Source organism: Embleya sp. NPDC056575 (genome assembly GCF_042793325.1).
GTDB lineage: Bacteria > Actinomycetota > Actinomycetes > Streptomycetales > Streptomycetaceae > Embleya.
On record NZ_JBHTVA010000024.1, the window covers coordinates 1 to 14868 of the forward strand.

Annotated in this window: 15 protein-coding genes; 7 read left to right on the forward strand and 8 right to left on the reverse strand. The window is 73.0% G+C overall.

Translation table 11 applies throughout. From position 1 onward, the window contains the following. Positions 1-12: 12 nt before the first annotated feature. Entirely contained in the window at positions 13-1650 is a 1638-nt protein-coding gene (locus ACFRCG_RS20060; protein WP_380033224.1) for a TROVE domain-containing protein, read from the reverse strand. Between the two features lie 480 nt (positions 1651-2130). Between ACFRCG_RS20060 and ACFRCG_RS20065 the strand changes: the two genes are divergently transcribed. Both ACFRCG_RS20065 and sigJ read left to right on the forward strand, forming a co-directional pair. Next, positions 2131-2379, forward strand: a complete 249-nt coding sequence (locus ACFRCG_RS20065; RefSeq protein ID WP_380033226.1) for a hypothetical protein — start codon at positions 2131-2133, stop codon at positions 2377-2379. 137 nt (positions 2380-2516) lie between these two features. Further along, entirely contained in the window at positions 2517-3407 is an 891-nt protein-coding gene (gene sigJ, locus ACFRCG_RS20070) for an RNA polymerase sigma factor SigJ (protein WP_380033228.1), read from the forward strand. A 109-nt stretch (positions 3408-3516) separates the two neighbouring features. Here sigJ and ACFRCG_RS20075 read toward each other — a convergent pair whose 3' ends face one another. The 3 genes from ACFRCG_RS20075 to ACFRCG_RS20085 form a co-directional block, all read right to left on the reverse strand. After that, a complete protein-coding gene (locus ACFRCG_RS20075; protein WP_380033229.1) occupies positions 3517-4215 on the reverse strand; it encodes a response regulator in 699 nt (232 codons plus the stop codon). Further along, complete coding sequence (locus tag ACFRCG_RS20080) at positions 4212-5540, reverse strand: sensor histidine kinase (protein WP_380033231.1); 1329 nt, start codon at positions 5538-5540, stop codon at positions 4212-4214. Before ACFRCG_RS20080 ends, ACFRCG_RS20075 begins: the two co-directional genes overlap by 4 nt. 142 nt (positions 5541-5682) lie before the next feature. Then, on the reverse strand, positions 5683-6270 hold the full coding sequence (locus ACFRCG_RS20085) for a hypothetical protein (protein ID WP_380033232.1): 588 nt from the start codon (positions 6268-6270) through the stop codon (positions 5683-5685). A gap of 321 nt (positions 6271-6591) precedes the next feature. Here ACFRCG_RS20085 and ACFRCG_RS20090 point away from each other — a divergent pair, with 321 nt between their 5' ends. After that, complete coding sequence (locus ACFRCG_RS20090) at positions 6592-7539, forward strand: hypothetical protein (RefSeq protein ID WP_380033234.1); 948 nt, start codon at positions 6592-6594, stop codon at positions 7537-7539. 322 nt (positions 7540-7861) lie between these two features. Here ACFRCG_RS20090 and ACFRCG_RS20095 read toward each other — a convergent pair whose 3' ends face one another. Then, on the reverse strand, positions 7862-8017 hold the full coding sequence (locus ACFRCG_RS20095; RefSeq protein WP_380033236.1) for a hypothetical protein: 156 nt from the start codon (positions 8015-8017) through the stop codon (positions 7862-7864). 221 nt (positions 8018-8238) lie between these two features. Between ACFRCG_RS20095 and ACFRCG_RS20100 the strand changes: the two genes are divergently transcribed. Then, positions 8239-8526 carry a VOC family protein gene (locus ACFRCG_RS20100; RefSeq protein WP_380033238.1) on the forward strand — a complete coding sequence of 96 codons (288 nt, stop codon included), beginning with the start codon at positions 8239-8241 and terminating at the stop codon, positions 8524-8526. A gap of 10 nt (positions 8527-8536) precedes the next feature. Here ACFRCG_RS20100 and ACFRCG_RS20105 read toward each other — a convergent pair whose 3' ends face one another. Next, positions 8537-8971 carry an SRPBCC domain-containing protein gene (locus tag ACFRCG_RS20105; protein WP_380033239.1) on the reverse strand — a complete coding sequence of 145 codons (435 nt, stop codon included), beginning with the start codon at positions 8969-8971 and terminating at the stop codon, positions 8537-8539. A gap of 237 nt (positions 8972-9208) precedes the next feature. On the opposite strand from ACFRCG_RS20105, the gene ACFRCG_RS20110 reads away from it, so the two are divergent. Beyond that, the gene (locus tag ACFRCG_RS20110) at positions 9209-9634 is read left to right on the forward strand and encodes an EboA domain-containing protein (protein WP_380033241.1); all 426 of its coding nucleotides are present in this window, start codon (positions 9209-9211) and stop codon (positions 9632-9634) included. Positions 9635-9684: 50 nt separating this feature from the next. On the opposite strand, the gene ACFRCG_RS20115 is transcribed toward ACFRCG_RS20110, so the two are convergent. Continuing rightward, positions 9685-9903 carry a hypothetical protein gene (locus ACFRCG_RS20115; protein ID WP_380033243.1) on the reverse strand — a complete coding sequence of 73 codons (219 nt, stop codon included), beginning with the start codon at positions 9901-9903 and terminating at the stop codon, positions 9685-9687. Between the two features lie 244 nt (positions 9904-10147). On the opposite strand from ACFRCG_RS20115, the gene ACFRCG_RS20120 reads away from it, so the two are divergent. Together ACFRCG_RS20120 and ACFRCG_RS20125 are read left to right on the forward strand one after the other, a co-directional pair. Beyond that, positions 10148-11377 (forward strand): hypothetical protein, encoded by a 1230-nt coding sequence (locus ACFRCG_RS20120; protein WP_380033244.1) that lies wholly within the window; start codon positions 10148-10150, stop codon positions 11375-11377. Between the two features lie 57 nt (positions 11378-11434). Next, entirely contained in the window at positions 11435-12013 is a 579-nt protein-coding gene (locus tag ACFRCG_RS20125; protein WP_380033246.1) for a 1,4-alpha-glucan branching protein, read from the forward strand. Positions 12014-12110: 97 nt separating this feature from the next. Here the strand turns inward: ACFRCG_RS20125 and ACFRCG_RS20130 are convergent, their stop codons facing one another. Further along, positions 12111-14327, reverse strand: coding sequence for an SDR family oxidoreductase (locus ACFRCG_RS20130; RefSeq protein WP_380033248.1), 2217 nt, complete (start codon positions 14325-14327; stop codon positions 12111-12113). Positions 14328-14868 lie beyond the last annotated feature (541 nt).

The following is a 14868-nucleotide window of genomic DNA, read 5'->3' on the forward strand; positions in this document are numbered from 1 at the left end:
GCCCGGCACGGCTCAGCCGGCGGTGCCGGCCGTCGCCTCCCACGGCCACCGCGCGTCCCGGCCCGCCTCCAGGAGCGGGATCATGGTGAACGCGGCGTCGGTGAGGCCACCGAAGGTGTGCCGGTTGCGGCTGCCCGACGGGGTGTGCCCGGCCTGGTAGCCGGCCAGGTTCCAGGTGTAGAGCGGAATGTTCTCCGGGATGGACCTGGTCACCTCCTGGGTGTCGTGCCCGGCCTGCTCGTCGGTGACGATCAGCACCCGGTCGTGCGCCCGGTACTCCCGACGCAGCGCCAGGGCGGTGTCGGTGCCGCCGCCCAGGAAGTAGCCGTCCTGCTTCCAACGATCCAGCGAGCGCAGCAACGACTCGCCGCGACGCGCCGGATAGGTCTTCGTGTGCGCGCCGGGCTCGTCCTCCCAGTACCGCCGGGTGCTGGAGAAGGACACCACGTCGGCATACCCGCAGCGCCGACCGATCGCGATGCCGAACAGTGCCGCCGCGTCCCAGCGCATCAGCGTGCCGTCCCGGGAGAATCCCGACTCCATGCTGGAACTGGTGTCCACCAGGATCAGCGTCCGCCCGGGCAGCTTCGGGATGTTCGCCAGCGCGTGACCGAGCGCCTGCTCCAGCGGGTACGCCCAGCGCAGCGACGGCGCGGCGCGGTGCGCGGACAGGAACCGAAACGGCAACTGCCGCGAACGCGAGACCTCTTCGGGATCCGCCAGCCGAGCCGCGACCCGCGCGGCGAGGACGTCGTCGACACCGGCCTCGTCGAAGTTGCGCAGGTTGCGCAGCAGCGCCATGTAGCCCATCGACGGGATCACCGCCGACCACGCCGCCGAGTCCATCGGCCCCTGGAGCCAACCCGCCAGCGCCTCCCAGGTGATGCCGGCGGCCCGCAGCCGCTCGGCCGCGTCCGGAGCGCGCAGCAGCGCCGCGCGCTCGGCCGCGGGCACGGCCATCAGCTCGGCGCGTGCGGTGAGTACCGGGTCCGACGCGGGCGCGATCGCCGTGTCGGGGTGGTGCCGGCGGTCGAGCGCGTAGCCGAACAGCGCGCCCTGCCACGGCTTGTCCGCCGCCGGACGCGGGTGGGTCAGGTTGAGCACGTCGGCGAAGCGGTAGCCCTTGCTCGCGGTGTCGTACTTGAGCAGCGCGTGCGAGGTGTACAGCCGGCGCACGGCGTCCTCGATGCCGCGCTTGATCGGCTTGGGAATGGCCCGGCCGTAGCGCGAGGTCCAGTAGCCCAGCAACTCGCCGGGCTCGTCGGCGCGGCGCAACACCGCGTCCACCGCCCGGCGGGACAGGCCCGGCAGCCCGAACTCCAGGCGGGCGCGCGTCATTTCGGCGGCGCCGACGATCGCGGCGGTACGCATGTTGGCGTCGCGGCGCAGCCAGGTGAGCAGGCCGAGCAGCCATTCGCCGTCGTACACCGCCAATTCGTGGACGAGCTGGGTGAACCGGTCGTCGCGGGTGCCGCCGCTCTCGTAGAACGTGTCGGTGCCGACGAAGTTCGCCACCGCGAGCAGGAACAACTCACTGCGCGCGTCGCGGGTGTAGCCGGTGCCGCCCTGGTGGGTGACGGTCTTCGAGCCCGTGCCGCGCACCGGCGAGACGGCGGCCGGGCGGCCCCGGGGCAGGTTGAATCGAGACATGGTGATCCCCCGTGGAATGTGGGGGAGGTGACAACGCCGAGGTGCCCGAGGTCGGGACGACCGGGCTTTGAAGGCGCTCTACCGCTGAGCTACCACCGGCGAACCGGTGACCGGGACTCGAACCCGGGACCACCCCTACAAAAGGAAGAAATCCCGGTCTGCGCACCGGGAACCCCGACGTTGATCCTCCCGAGATCGAGATGACGCGCGGCGGTGGGACCAGGTCCCACTTCTGGGAGGAAGTAGCCGCTTGTCTGCGCACCGGGAGGTGCGTTGCTTCGTGTCCGAAGCCTAGGGGAGCGGGACGGGTGGGCGACATCCATTTTCCGCGGCGGCACGGAGGTGTGCCGTATGGGATTCCCGGTCTCGGGTGGGCGACCGTGTGGGTGGTGCGACGCTTGGGTGTATGAGCGTTTCCGCAGATCCGGGTGCCGCCGGCCGCGCGATCCGCCGCGACGGCCGGTGGTTGCGGGTGTGGGGGTGAGCTACGGCGTGGAGTACCACGTCGAGGCGGAGGCCATCCGGCGTACGCTCCCGGCCGCCGCACGGCGGGCCTGGACGGAGTTGGAGCGGCGGCTGCGGTACGACCCGTGGACCGTGGGGGCGCGGATGAGCGGCGGGTTGCGCGACACCCTGGAGGCGGCCTTCGCGGCGCACGGGTTCGCCACGTACATCGTGCAGGAGAAGCGGGTGATGGTGAGCGTGATCAACCTGGTGTGGATCGGCTGAGGCGGGCGGGGTTCGGCCGGCGGCGTCCCGTGGCATTCGTGGGGGGTTGGGAGGGCTGTTCGGGACGTGGGGGCTGGTGTCATATCGTCTGGAAATCGGTGATCGTGCTGGCGGTGGAACCGGACGGGAGAAAGCGGATGATCACGGAGCGGGGATTGGTGGCCGAGCGGTTCGAGGAGAACCGGGCGCATCTGCGGGCGGTGGCCTATCGCATGCTCGGTTCGCTCAGCGAGGCCGAGGACGCCGTGCAGGAGGCGTGGCTGCGGCTGGATCGTTCCGACATCTCCGGCGTGGATAACCTGGCGGGCTGGTTGACCACGGTGGTCGGCCGGGTGTGTCTCGACATGTTGCGCTCGCGCAAGTCCCGGCGCGAGGACGAGTGGGATACGCACGTCCCGGACCCGATCGTGACCGACGCGGACGGCGCCGACCCCGAGCAGTCGGCCGTGCTGGCCGATTCGGTCGGGTTGGCCATGCTCGTCGTACTGGACACGCTGCCGCCGGCCGAGCGGCTCGCGTTCGTGTTGCACGACATGTTCGCGATGCCGTTCGACGACATCGCGCCGATCGTGGACAAAACCACCGCCGCGACGCGCCAGCTCGCCAGCCGGGCCCGCCGTCGGGTCCGGGGCGCGGCGCCCAAGCCCGATCTGCCGCGCCAGCGCCGGGTGGTGGACGCGTTCCTCGCGGCGTCGCGCGGCGGCGATTTCCAGGCCCTGCTCGATCTGCTCGACCCCGACGTGCTGCTGCGCGCCGACACCGGGGACGGCGCGCTCGGGGTGTCGCAACTCGTCCGCGGCGCCCGTGCGGTGGTCGCCCAGGCGCTCTCCTTTGCCCGTATGGCGCAGTACGCGCGGCCGGTGCTGGTCAACGGCTCCCCGGGGCTGTTCACCGCGCCGCAGGGCCGGCCGATGGGAGTCATGGAGTTCACCATCGTGGGCGACAAGATCGTCGAGATCAACATCCTCGCCGACCCGCGGCGACTGGAGCGTCCGGAACTCGTGGACCTGGGGACGCGGTCGGAGTAGGTGCCGGAGCAAGGGAGTGGGTCGCCCCCGGGGCGTGCGAACGGCGCCGGGGTCGACGCGGCGCTTCGGGGGCCGTCCCGGGTTCTCGGCTTCAGGGCGGGGTGCGGGGCTATCCCTGCTGCGGCGGGCGGGACAGGCCGGTGCCGCCCTGGGCGATCAGGCCGCTCTCGTAGGCGAAGACGACCGCCTGGGCCCGATCGCGCAGGTCCAGTTTGTCGAGGATGCGACTGACGTGAGTCTTGACGGTCTGCTCGGCGAGAAAGAGGTGGGCCGCGATCTCGCCGTTGGAGCGCCCCTGCGCGACCAGTCCCAGCACCTCGGTCTCGCGCGGCGTGAGCTTGCCCAGGCGGGTCGAACTCGGCCGGGTGATCGGGCGGTTGCGGGCGAAGTCCTCGATCAGCCGACGGGTGATCGAGGGTGCGAGCAGCGCGTCGCCGGCCGCGACGATGCGCACCGCCGCGATCAGGTCGGCCGGGGACGCGTCCTTGAGCAGGAAGCCGCTGGCGCCGGCGCGCAGCGCCTCGTACACGTAGTCGTCGATGTCGAACGTGGTGAGCATGAGCACCCTCGGCAGCGGGTCGGACTCGCCCGGTGCGCCCAGGAGTTCGCGGGTCGCGGCCAGGCCGTCCAGGACCGGCATGCGTACGTCCATCAGCACCACGTCGGGCCGCGTCTCGCGGGTCAGCCGGATCGCCTCGCGCCCGTCGGCCGCCTCGCCGACCACCTCCAGGTCCGGCTGCGCCGCGAGCAACGCGGCGAAGCCGGCGCGGATCATCGACTGGTCGTCGGCGATCAGTACGGTGGTCATGCCACTCCAGGGGTCGACGGGGCCGCCCCGGCGTCGGCCGGCGGCAGGGGCAGTATGGCGGCGACGTGGAAGCCGCCGTCGGGCAGCGCCTCGGTACGCAACTCCCCGGCCAGCATGGCGACTCGCTCGCGCATGCCGATCAGACCCTGGCCGCCGGCGGCCGGCCCCCGGCCCGGGTCGGCCTCGGCGGAGGCGGGTTCGACGGGCCGACCGCGGTGCGCGGGCGCGGAGTTGCGGACGTCGACGCACAGCGCCGAGGCGTCGCCGGACAGGGTCACCCGTACCGTGGCGCCGGGCGCGTGCCGGACCACGTTGCTCAGCGATTCCTGGACCAGGCGGTACGCGGACAGTTGTACGCCCACCGGGACGCGGTCCGGCGCGGGCGCGGTGTCCGCGATGGACAGGTGCGCGTCCAGGCCGGCGCGGTGTGCGGTCTCGATCAGTACCGGCAGATCGGCCAGGCCGGGTTGCGGGCTGTGCTCCGCCGCGGGGCCGCCGCCACCCGCGCCGGTGTCCGCGTCTTGGCGCAGCACGTGCAGCAGTCGGCGCATCTCGGTGAGCGAACGACGGGCCTCGGCGGCGATCGTGCCGAACTCGTCGACGGCGGCGGGCGGCAGGTCGGCGATCCGGTAGGGCGCGCTGTCCGCCTGCACGGTGATCACCGACATGTGGTGGGCGACCACGTCGTGCAACTCGCGGGCGATGCGGGCGCGTTCCTCCAGGAGGGCGCGCCGGGCGTGTTCGGCCCGGCCGACCTCCTCGACCAGGACCAGTCGGCGCTGCGCGTCGCCCCGGCTGCCGATCGCCTCGGCGGTGAGCGGGGCCAGTGCGGACAGGATCGTGATCGGCAGCAGTTCGTCGACCCGGATCGGGCCGCGCGTCGCGGCGAGCAGGGTGCCCGCCGCGAGCAGGGCCAGCCACAACACGAGGAGCACGCGGCGCGGGGCGCGCAGGGCGACCACGGTGAGCACCACGACGAGGGAGAACACCGACGTCACGGCCCACGGCCACGGCTCCGCGGAGGACACCGGGTGGGTGGGTACGGCGGTGGCGATCGCCGCGGCCAGGGCCAACCACCAGGCCGGCAGCGGGCGATACAGGCACAGCAGGACCGGGACGGCGCGGGCGATCGCGGCGATCGTCGTCCCGGGGGCACCCAAGTCGTAGTGCTGGTGGAGGTCGAGCCACCCCACGACGGTGAGCGCGAGGGCGGCCAGGGTCAGCACCCGCACCGTGCGGCGCGTGGGCGGGAGCGGGGCCACCGAGGAGGGCGACACCGCCTCGCGCAGCGCGGACCGGATCGTCGCCGGCCGAACGATCTTCACGGTTGGTGATGGTATGCCGGGAACGGGTGGTCGGTGGGACGCGGCGGGGGCGGAGTCGGCTTCGAGGGTGGTGTGCATGGTGGCGTCCGGGGGTCGGCGCGAGGAGGCGGCCGGATCAGGGGTGGCATCGGTTCGGGTGGGTTCAGGCAGGGCTTTCGGTGCGGAAGGTGCGACGCGCACCGGCTGCCCGGAGATCGGTGAGGCCCTGGATCAGGCACAGGCAGACGGCGAGGAAGGCGAGGCCGCCGATCGTGTGTACGGCCCAGACGCCGGCCAGGGAGGGGCCGCCCCACGCGTCGTGGTAGTCGCTGTCGCCGTACCAGATCGGGTAGGTCAGGTTGCGGATCGTGTTGCCGTAGGCGTACGCGGCCAGGATCAGCATCGGTACACCCAGCGCCGTGTCGAGGACGGCGTGTCGGAGCACCCGGACGGCGCCGGGAGCGCCGCCCCTGTCGGTCGCGGCGCCGCGGTGCCGGCCGCCACCGGTGTGCGGGTCCAGGAATCGGCGGGCCGCGGCGAGTTGCAGGCGCGCGGCGCGGGACGAACGGCCGCCGAGCGTCAGGACGATGCCGATCAGGCCGAGCGGCAGTGCGAGGAAGGCGTACGCGGAGCGCCGGGCGGCCTCGGACACCGAGGCCGGCGTGAAACGGCGCAGCGGGCGACGGCGTCGGGTCGGGGGCGAGGCGGCGGGCCGGGCGCCGGGGGCGGGGCGGGCGACGGTGGATGCCATGGCGGGTCCTTGGGGTGGGTGCCGGGAGCCGGCCGCGCGGGCGTCGGCGGGGGCCGGGTGTACCGGTTCGTTGCCGGCGGGCGCCGGATCGGCGCCGTGGATTCCACGCTAGGAGGCGGGCCACCGGGTGGGCATCACACCGCGGCGCCAACCCGCGAGTGATACCGGGGTAGGGGGTCGACGCCCGGCCGCGGTGGGCGCCGCTCGCCACGCGGACGCGGGTCCGCGCGCCAGGCCGGGCACCCCGGCACCTCTCCCGCACCATCCGGCGAACGCGTTGGTAGGTTGATCGGTGTAGTCGATCATCAGGGGGATGAACATATGAGCGGACGCACGCGACCGCGTTTGCGGCGGGGGCTGGGTACGGCGATCGGCGGCGCGGCGCTGCTGCTGGTGACCGCCGCATGCGGGAACGAGTCGGGCTCCGGCGATCGGGGCCCGGTCGCGGAGGGGTCGAGCGGGGACGGGGGCGGGACCAAGGCCTACGCGGGGGCCGCGGCGGCGGTCTTCGCCGCGGTGGACAAGGTCCACGGCACCGAATCGGTCGCGATCACGGTGCAGCAGAAGTTGCCCGGCGGCCAGGGCTCGAGCGCGCAGGGCGCGATCAGGTTCGGTGACGCGGGTGGACTGCGGATGACCATGGCGATGCCGCAGGGCGCCGTCAAGGGCATGCCGGCGAAGATCGAGACGCTGGTGACGCCGACCGCGATGTACATGAACATGGGCTCGGCGCTCACCGCCGACACCGGCGGCAAGTCCTGGCTCAAGATGGACTTCACCGCGCTGGGCTCGCTGGACAAGACCGGTGCCCTCGCGGCGGTGGGCGAATTGATGAACAAGGGCTTCGGCCAGCAGGACCCCACCAGCCAATTGTCGTTGCTCAAGGGGTCCGGCGACATCGCCGAGGTCGGCAAAGAGGACCTGGACGGTCGGCCCACCGTGCACTACAAGGGCACGGTCGACATGGCCAAGGCCAGTCAACTGGGCGCGGACGCACTCGGGTTGAGCCCCAAGACCCTGGAGAGCCTGCGCGCGGCGAACGAGGCGATCGGCGCCACGTCGTCGACCATCGAGGTGTGGATCGACGCCAAGACCGACCTCCCGGTCCGGCAGTCGGTGCGCACGCCGACCAAGGTCGGCGAGGTGGGCAGCACGGTGGACTACCGGGACTGGGGCACCAAGGTCGACGTGACGCCGCCGCCGGCGAGCGCGACGGTGGACTTCCGGGAGCTGATGGACAAGGAGCGGGGCGGCGCCAAGGCGGCCTGACCCGGGACGGGGTGTCATCGCGAAAACGCACGCAGCCGCCGGGTCGGACGACCGGCGGCTGCGGTCGGTATCGGCCGCGAGTCGATACCGGAAGAGTGGGTGACCCGCCGAGATCGAGGCGGCAGCGGAGACCGGGACTCGAGGCCCCGTACATTTCACCGCCCTTGCGGGCTCCATGGAGTATCCGCGACCTGCGCACCGAGGGTCGGGTGAAACCGTAGCGCGGGTGTGCGATCCGGCGCGCGGATTATCCGCCGGAGCGCGGACGGCGCCGATGCGCGGAGACCGACACGGCGGCCCCGACAGGCGGTGCTCCCGACGGTCAGGAGGAGTGCGCGCGGGCCTCGGCGTCCTTTTTCGCGTAGTGCTCGCGCTCGCGCCGATCCGCACGCAGGATGCCTCGGATCACGAACGTGAAGCCGACCGCGACCGCGAGGAAAGGGGTGAGTTCGGCGAATGCGCCCAGTGCGTCCAACACGATGACTCCCAAGGGTGGTGCAGCCGGCCGACCGCGTCCTCGGCAGCACCGAGGGCACGAACCGGGAACGGCTCGCTCCGCCGTTCGTCGTCCGAGCGGCGGGACAACCCTACCGCCCGCCCTCGCGTCAACCACCGGCGACCATGTACCTCGGACGGAGGACCCGGTCCGGCGCGGGCCCCGGCTACCGGGCGGCCCACGATCGTGATTGACTCGCCGGCGTGTCGCTCGGCCTCATCGTTGTCTACACCTCGCGCCTCGACGCGTGCCGCGAGTTCTACGCGTCGCTCGGTCTGGCCCTGGTCCGCGAGCGGCACGGGAGCGGTCCCGAGCACTACGCCGCGACCCTCGACGACGGCACCGTGATGGAGCTGTATCCGGCGCGGCCGGACCGGATGACCGGCTATCTGCGGATCGGCCTCGTCCTGGCCGCCGACTCGCCGCTCCCGAGGGGGCGCCATCTGCTGACCGACCCCGACGGGCGGAGCGTGGACGTACGGGTGGGGTGAACCGACCGGGTCAGCGGGGGCCGCCGGTGGCCTCGGCGAAGCGGCGCAGGTCCTCGACGTGCGTACCCCAGCCGTCGCGGTGGGCGGCGGCCAGGCTCGGCCCGTCGGGCAGGCGGCTCCAGCCGGTCTCGCGGACCCGGAGCTGGGTGCCGGGTCGGGCCCTGGTCAGCTCGATGGTCACCGTCGTGGACACGGGCCAGTCGTCGTCGGCCCAGGTGAAGCGCAACAGCCGACCGGGGTCGAGCGCCTCGACCCGACCGGTGGTCAACCGCGCCTCGCCGTCGGCCCCGCTCCAGCGCTCCGAGAGCCGGCCGTTCACGCGTGCGTCCAGGTCGAGATAGCTCCACCACATGGCGCGCGAGTCCGGATCCACGAGGGCATGCCACACGGCCTCGGTGGGCGCGGCGATCACGACACTGACCTCGACGAGCGGTTCACGGACCATGAACCAACCGTAGATCTCACGAACGCCCACGTCAGCCCACGAACGGTCCGCTGAAGGTCAAGACTGCACCACCCCCGAGCGCCCCCGCGCGCCCCCAGGAAGGTGAGCCGACTCCGGCGGTCGACATCGTGGGTCCGGGATCCCGGGGTTTGTCGATTGGGGAGCTTCCCGGATGGGGAACGCACTGCACAGGACACGTGCGTACCCCGCGTCACCGGCCCTCGGGAGGATCCGCCCATGCCGCACCCGCCGATCGCAGATCTGCGCAGCGCGTTCACCGCCTGCGCAAAACCCGGCAGCCAGGACTGGCCCAGCCTCGCCGACTTCACCGTGTTCGCCGCCGCCGGGCGCACCTGCGGCCGGGCCCCGCTGATCGGCCTGCCCGGCTGGACCTGCGACGACGCCGCGCGGGTCCTGGCCCTGGCCGAACTGGCGGCGCGTACGCCCCACGACCATCTGTCCGCGCACCTGCGCACCCTGTACTGGCGCGGCGACGCCCACGAACGCCGCGCCGTACTGCGCGCGTTGCCCTATCTCGGGGTCACCGGGCACGATCCGGCGCTGGCCACGTCCCTGGTCGCCGACGCCCTCCGTACCGGCGACCCCCACCTGATCGCGGCGGCCCGCTTCGCGGGGACGGACGACGGCCCCGAGCCGGGGTAGCCGGCGGGGTCGCGTGCCCCGGCCCGGTGTGGACGCGATGCCGCCTCCACCTACCAGCCGCCGTGCCCCCGGGCGTGGTGTTCGGCCGCCGCGTGCCACCAGCGCGGCGGCGACGGGCCGGTGACCTCGGCCGACGGCTGATCGGGATGCAGGCCGAGCCGGCGCAGCGCCTCGGGGGGTACGCGGATGTCGTACCAGCATTGCCAACCGCCGTCGGGACCGACCCCGCACAGAAGCCCGATGTGGATCTCCTTGTCGGCGAACGGCATCCAGTCGATGCCGCGTTCACGCAGTCAAGCGCGTACGGCCGCCGCCGGTCCGAGACAGCCCCGCACGTTCCGATACGCCGTGATCGTCAACCACCCGTCACCGAATCCGTCCATGACGGCAATGATGCCGGCCCGCCGGGCGGATGTCCCGGGCCCGGTCGTTGACCACGATCGGGTGCGGTCGGCAGGCTGAAGGCCGGCCCGCGTGCGGGCGGGAGGTCGGATCGGGAGTCGGGGGACCCACATGCGGCGAAGAACGGTGTTGGCGGCGTTGGCGGCACCGGTGCCGCTCGGCTCGGGAACGGGCGGCGCACGAGCGGGGACGCGGGATCCGGCGGCATCCGCGGTCGAGCGGATCGGGGGCGCGTTGGGCGACTCGGGCGGCGAACTCGTCGTGCGCGGGCGCGAACACGGGCCCGGCTGGACCCGTACCACCCTCGAACTGCGGGACACGGCCGTGCCGTTGGTGGTCGACGTGGTCGCGGACACCGGCCGCGTGCCAGGGCGCGTCGCCTATCTGCTGCCCGGCGGCGGCCTCGACTTCGCGTCGAACTTCTTCACGCCCACCGCCCACAACCTCGCCCACCACCTGCGCACGCACGGCTACCTGGTGATCGGCATCTCGCCGCGCGAGAGCGGCGCGACCGCCGCCGACCTCACCGCCGAGTGGGGTCTGGCCGCGCACAAGCGGGACGCCCGCACGGTGATCGACGCGGTCGACGCGGCGCTGCGGATGCCGTACGACCTGCTCGGCCACTCCGCCGGCGCCGCGCTCGCCCTCGACCTGGCGGCGGATCGGGCGCCGAGGCCGCGCCGGGTGATGGTGCTGGACACGACCGGCCCGTACGAGGGCGACCTCGCCGTCCGCGCCGCGCGGGCCAGGGCGGAGTCGGACGCGCTGCTCGCCGCCGGGGTGTACGCGAACGACCCGGGCCTGAAAGGGCTGTTGGCGCGTGCCGTGGGCGACCCGAACGGCGCCTCCGCGGTCCCGCGACCGGTCGATCCGGCGAGCCGGTTCACCAACGCCGCGCTCGCGCACTTCGCCCTGATCCACACCGCCAAGCTGCCCGGGGCGACCAACTGGATCTACGAACAGGGTTTCGCCGCAGGCACGTTCGCCTTCGGCGCGACCCCGTCCGACGACCGCTTCACGCTGACCCACAGCCCGCTCGCGACCTGGGCCGATGCCACCGCTCGCTTGGGCGGCGGCCTGGTCCCGATCGCGCTGCTGCGCGACCTCACCGCGATCTGGGCGGGCGAGGAATCGGTGTACCGCATCGACTGGTCGGCGATCACCGCCGAGGTCACCTGGATCAACACCGCCCTGGGACGCGGCGATCACCCCAGGGGCGCGAACCTGATCCGGGACGGCGACAATGCGAAGGTCACCTTCACGGTGATCCCCGACTACGGCCACGGCGACCCGGCCTGGAGCGGCACCGCCGACCGGGACGTGTGGCGGTTGCTGGTGTAGCGGGGCGAGATGGATTCGATCGGGTTCGATCACGAACCGATGTGTGAGGGAGTACGCATGGCCTCGATCCACCACACCACCATGACGCCCGGGAAACTGGAACTGCTCGCCGACTGGCTGCCCCGGCAGAGTTGGTACGCGGGCGGGGCCCAGGCGCCGGAGCGGATCCGGGCCGGTGGATTCCGGTTGGACGACCCGGCGGGTGAGGTCGGGATCGAGTTCATGATCGTGGCGGAGGCCGGCGCCCCGGAGTCGGCCGCGTATCTCGTGCCGATGGCCTATCGCGGCGCGGCGCTGGACGCTGCCTTCGACGACGCGCTGATCGGCGTCTCCGAGCATGGCGTGCTCGGTACCCGGTGGATCTACGACGGCGTGCGGGATCCGGTGGTGATGGGGCAGTTGCACGCGGTGCTGCGCGGGGAGGCGACGCCGCAGCATCGGAGTGAGAGCGACACGCCCGACCCGACCGTGACGGTGTACGGCGGTGGCGCGGCCGGTGTGCTCGATGTTCGGGTGAACCGGGTCCTTCGGCCCGTCGTGGCCGAGGAAGGGGAGCCGGGGCGCCTGGTCGCCGGCTGGACCCGGCCGGACGGGACGGCCGTGCGAGGCGTACTCGTGACCTTCGCGTCGCGGTAGTCGCGCCGGGTGCGGGAAGACCGGCCACGAGGTCGGACGGCACCGACCCGCTTCGACGGCACCGAACGGGTCGGTGCCGTCGAACCGCGGGCGGCGTCTACGGGGAAAGCTCGGCCAGGGAGTCCGACCACGCCGCGCACAGATCGTCCGCCAACCCGGCCGGGAGACACGTGTCGACCAGGGCCGTGATGTGCATGGTGTCGTCGAAGGAGCCGAGGAAGACGCCGATCGGGGCGCTGTGCGGCACTGCGCCGAGGGGGATCGCGTCGAACACCGGGGAGCCGCGGAAGGCGTACGAGTGGCGGGGCCAGTGGTGGGCGGAGCCGGCGGCCAGGTCGATCTGCCAGGGGGACATGGCGGTACGGAAGCCCCAGCGGTCGACGGGCGGGGCCTTGTCCTTCGCGACCAGGTGCAGGCGACGGATCGGGTCGACCTGATCGCAAGGCAGGCGGACCCGGGCCGGCCGGGCGTGGTTGCCCGGCTCCGGGGCGCCCATCGTGCCGGACGGGGACGGCACCAGCGCCCAGACCGGCCGCACGCCGCGCCGCCACGGTACGCCGGGGCAGGTGCGCAGCGCGCCCGCGAGCGCGGCGAGGAAGACGTCGTCCGGGCCGACCCCGCGACCGTGCCGCGACGCCGCGTGCAGGCGTTCCGGGTCCAGTTCCAGCCAGGCCATCCGTCGCGTGCCGGTCGCCCCCCGGGTCGCGAACGGCCGGGTGGACGGCGGCGACAGGCGGCGCGCGTGGTCGCGGACGCCGAGCACGGCGGGCCCGTGCGCGGTCACCGCCGCCGCCTCGATCGGCTCCACCCCGAACAGCCGCCGGGCCACCTCGACCACCGACGCGTCGTCGAGCAGCGTGTGGTGCGCCTTGAACACCACCGCCCATTCGTCGCCCGCGTAGCCGTGTACGAGCCGCGCCTCCCACGCCGGACGGTCCCGGGGCAGCCGATCCGCCAACGACGCGTCGACCGCCGCGCCGAGTCGTCCCGGACCGACCGGGTACACGTGCACGTGCCGATCCGGGTCCACCGGCCCGCGCCGCCGGAACGTGCCGTCCGAGCGGTAGGCCAGGACCGGCACCCGCCACAACCGGGCCGCCACCGCCTGACGCAGGTCCACAACCGTCGGCGTCAGGCCGCGAAACCGCAGTACGGCGCCGAGTTCGGCCGACCCGGCCCGGCCCGAATCGCGATACGCCCGCTCCAACGCGGTGTCGCGCCGCCCGCCCCGCCCCGGCCGGACACAGTCCACCAGGTAGTCCCGATCCACCGCGATCGCCGACCTCGGCTCGCCGAGCAACGCCCGTACCCCCGAGTCGTCATAGCCCCGACGGTGCGTCAGATACGGAGTGCACGCCGCGTGTGCCTCCGCGAGCCGTTCCACGCCGGTGGGCCGCGCGGGCGGCTCGGCGACGAACCGCAGGCGTACCGGCAGGAATTCGGCCAGCACCTCGCGCACCACCTCGATCGGGACGTCGTGCGGATGCCGTACGTGGTAGGTGTCCACCCCGCCGGAGCCGGTCAGATCGGCCAACCGCGTCATCGTTCGCGCCGCCTCGTGCACCGGCATGAAGTTGAGCCGGCCGTCCGGTGCCGCCGGCAGCCGCAACACCGGCCGCATCCGCCCCGGCAGCCGCGCCGCCCACCCGAACGCCGCACACCCGCTGGTCGCCGCGGCCCGCTCCACCACGTGCCGCAGCGAGTTCGCCGGCACCCCGGGACGATCCGAGACCAGCGTGGTCGGCCGCAGGATCAACGCCGAACGCCCCAGCCGCGCCGCCCAGTCCCGGACCAGCGTCTCCGCCTCGTACTGGGCCCGCTCGTAGTCGTTCTCGAAACCCGCCGAGTCATCGGCCGGTTGCTCCTTGATCGTGCCGTCGCGACGGGCGCCCGCGACATAGGCGGATCCGATGTGCAACACGCGCGGTCGCCGCCGCCCCGCCTCGGCCAACCGGAGCAGATGGCGAGTGCCTTCGACCGTGTCGGGCCACAACTCGGCCATCGTGGCGTCGGGTCGACGGTCGCCCGCGCAGTGCCAGATCATGTCGATCGAATCGGCCAGCGAGGTGAACTCGGACCCGGCCAGGCCCAGCCGCGGCGACGTCGGATCGGTCTCGACGATCCGCAGCCGCTCGGGAAGTCGCCGCACCAACTCGTCGGGGGCGGCGATGACTTCCAGAAAGGCCCGGATCCGGTCGAGGGCGCCGCGCGAGCCCGCGTGGGACAGGACGGTGATCGTACGGTGGCGGTCCAGCAGTTCGCGGAGCAGATGGAGACCGAGGAATCCGGTGGCTCCGGTGATGGCGACGCGCATGGCTCAGCCAACTCCTTGCAGGTGTTCACACGTGGCCTGACAAGACGTCACGTCGATGGTGTCGACGCGCGGCGAGTCGGGCCCGATGGCGCGCTGCGCCGGGGCATGCGTGGTCAATGTCTTCCCTGGGACGAGTGGGTTTCGTCAGGACGCTAGTCGCCGTACGACCATCGCCCGCGCGGTATTGGGCCAACCGATGCCGGTGTCACCCGATCGGGTTCACGATCGGTCGGCCGGTGTGCTCGACGACGCGACGGGTCGGCCGCCGGGCGGTCCGGGTCGGGGCCGCCGCGTTCCATACCGGTTGACCCTCGGTGGGGTGGCCGGTTCGGTGCCGCCGCATCCGTGTCCGGTTGCCCTCGATCGGGTGGCCGGTCCGGTGCCGCTCCGGCCGAGGTGCCGGCCGGAAACCAAAGATTGTGCCCTGCCCGGTGGGTTGGTGCCCCCGAAAGAAGCTTTCTTGACCGTTTGCGCCCGGTGATGCGGCCTTCGGGTACTACGGTCTGGTGCGAGACGAGGGCCCCGGGTCCGGCCCGGGGCG

Coding starts and splice junctions, on each gene's coding strand:
- ACFRCG_RS20130 (WP_380033248.1), bottom strand. CDS start 14,327: ATGCGCGTCGCCATCACCGGAGCCACCGGATTCCTCGGTCTCCATCTG.
- ACFRCG_RS20060 (WP_380033224.1), bottom strand. CDS start 1,650: ATGTCTCGATTCAACCTGCCCCGGGGCCGCCCGGCCGCCGTCTCGCCG.
- ACFRCG_RS20125 (WP_380033246.1), top strand. CDS start 11,435: ATGGCCTCGATCCACCACACCACCATGACGCCCGGGAAACTGGAACTG.
- ACFRCG_RS20105 (WP_380033239.1), bottom strand. CDS start 8,971: ATGGTCCGTGAACCGCTCGTCGAGGTCAGTGTCGTGATCGCCGCGCCC.
- ACFRCG_RS20075 (WP_380033229.1), bottom strand. CDS start 4,215: ATGACCACCGTACTGATCGCCGACGACCAGTCGATGATCCGCGCCGGC.
- ACFRCG_RS20110 (WP_380033241.1), top strand. CDS start 9,209: ATGCCGCACCCGCCGATCGCAGATCTGCGCAGCGCGTTCACCGCCTGC.
- ACFRCG_RS20090 (WP_380033234.1), top strand. CDS start 6,592: ATGAGCGGACGCACGCGACCGCGTTTGCGGCGGGGGCTGGGTACGGCG.
- ACFRCG_RS20085 (WP_380033232.1), bottom strand. CDS start 6,270: ATGGCATCCACCGTCGCCCGCCCCGCCCCCGGCGCCCGGCCCGCCGCC.
- sigJ (WP_380033228.1), top strand. CDS start 2,517: ATGATCACGGAGCGGGGATTGGTGGCCGAGCGGTTCGAGGAGAACCGG.
- ACFRCG_RS20115 (WP_380033243.1), bottom strand. CDS start 9,903: ATGCCGTTCGCCGACAAGGAGATCCACATCGGGCTTCTGTGCGGGGTC.
- ACFRCG_RS20120 (WP_380033244.1), top strand. CDS start 10,148: ATGCGGCGAAGAACGGTGTTGGCGGCGTTGGCGGCACCGGTGCCGCTC.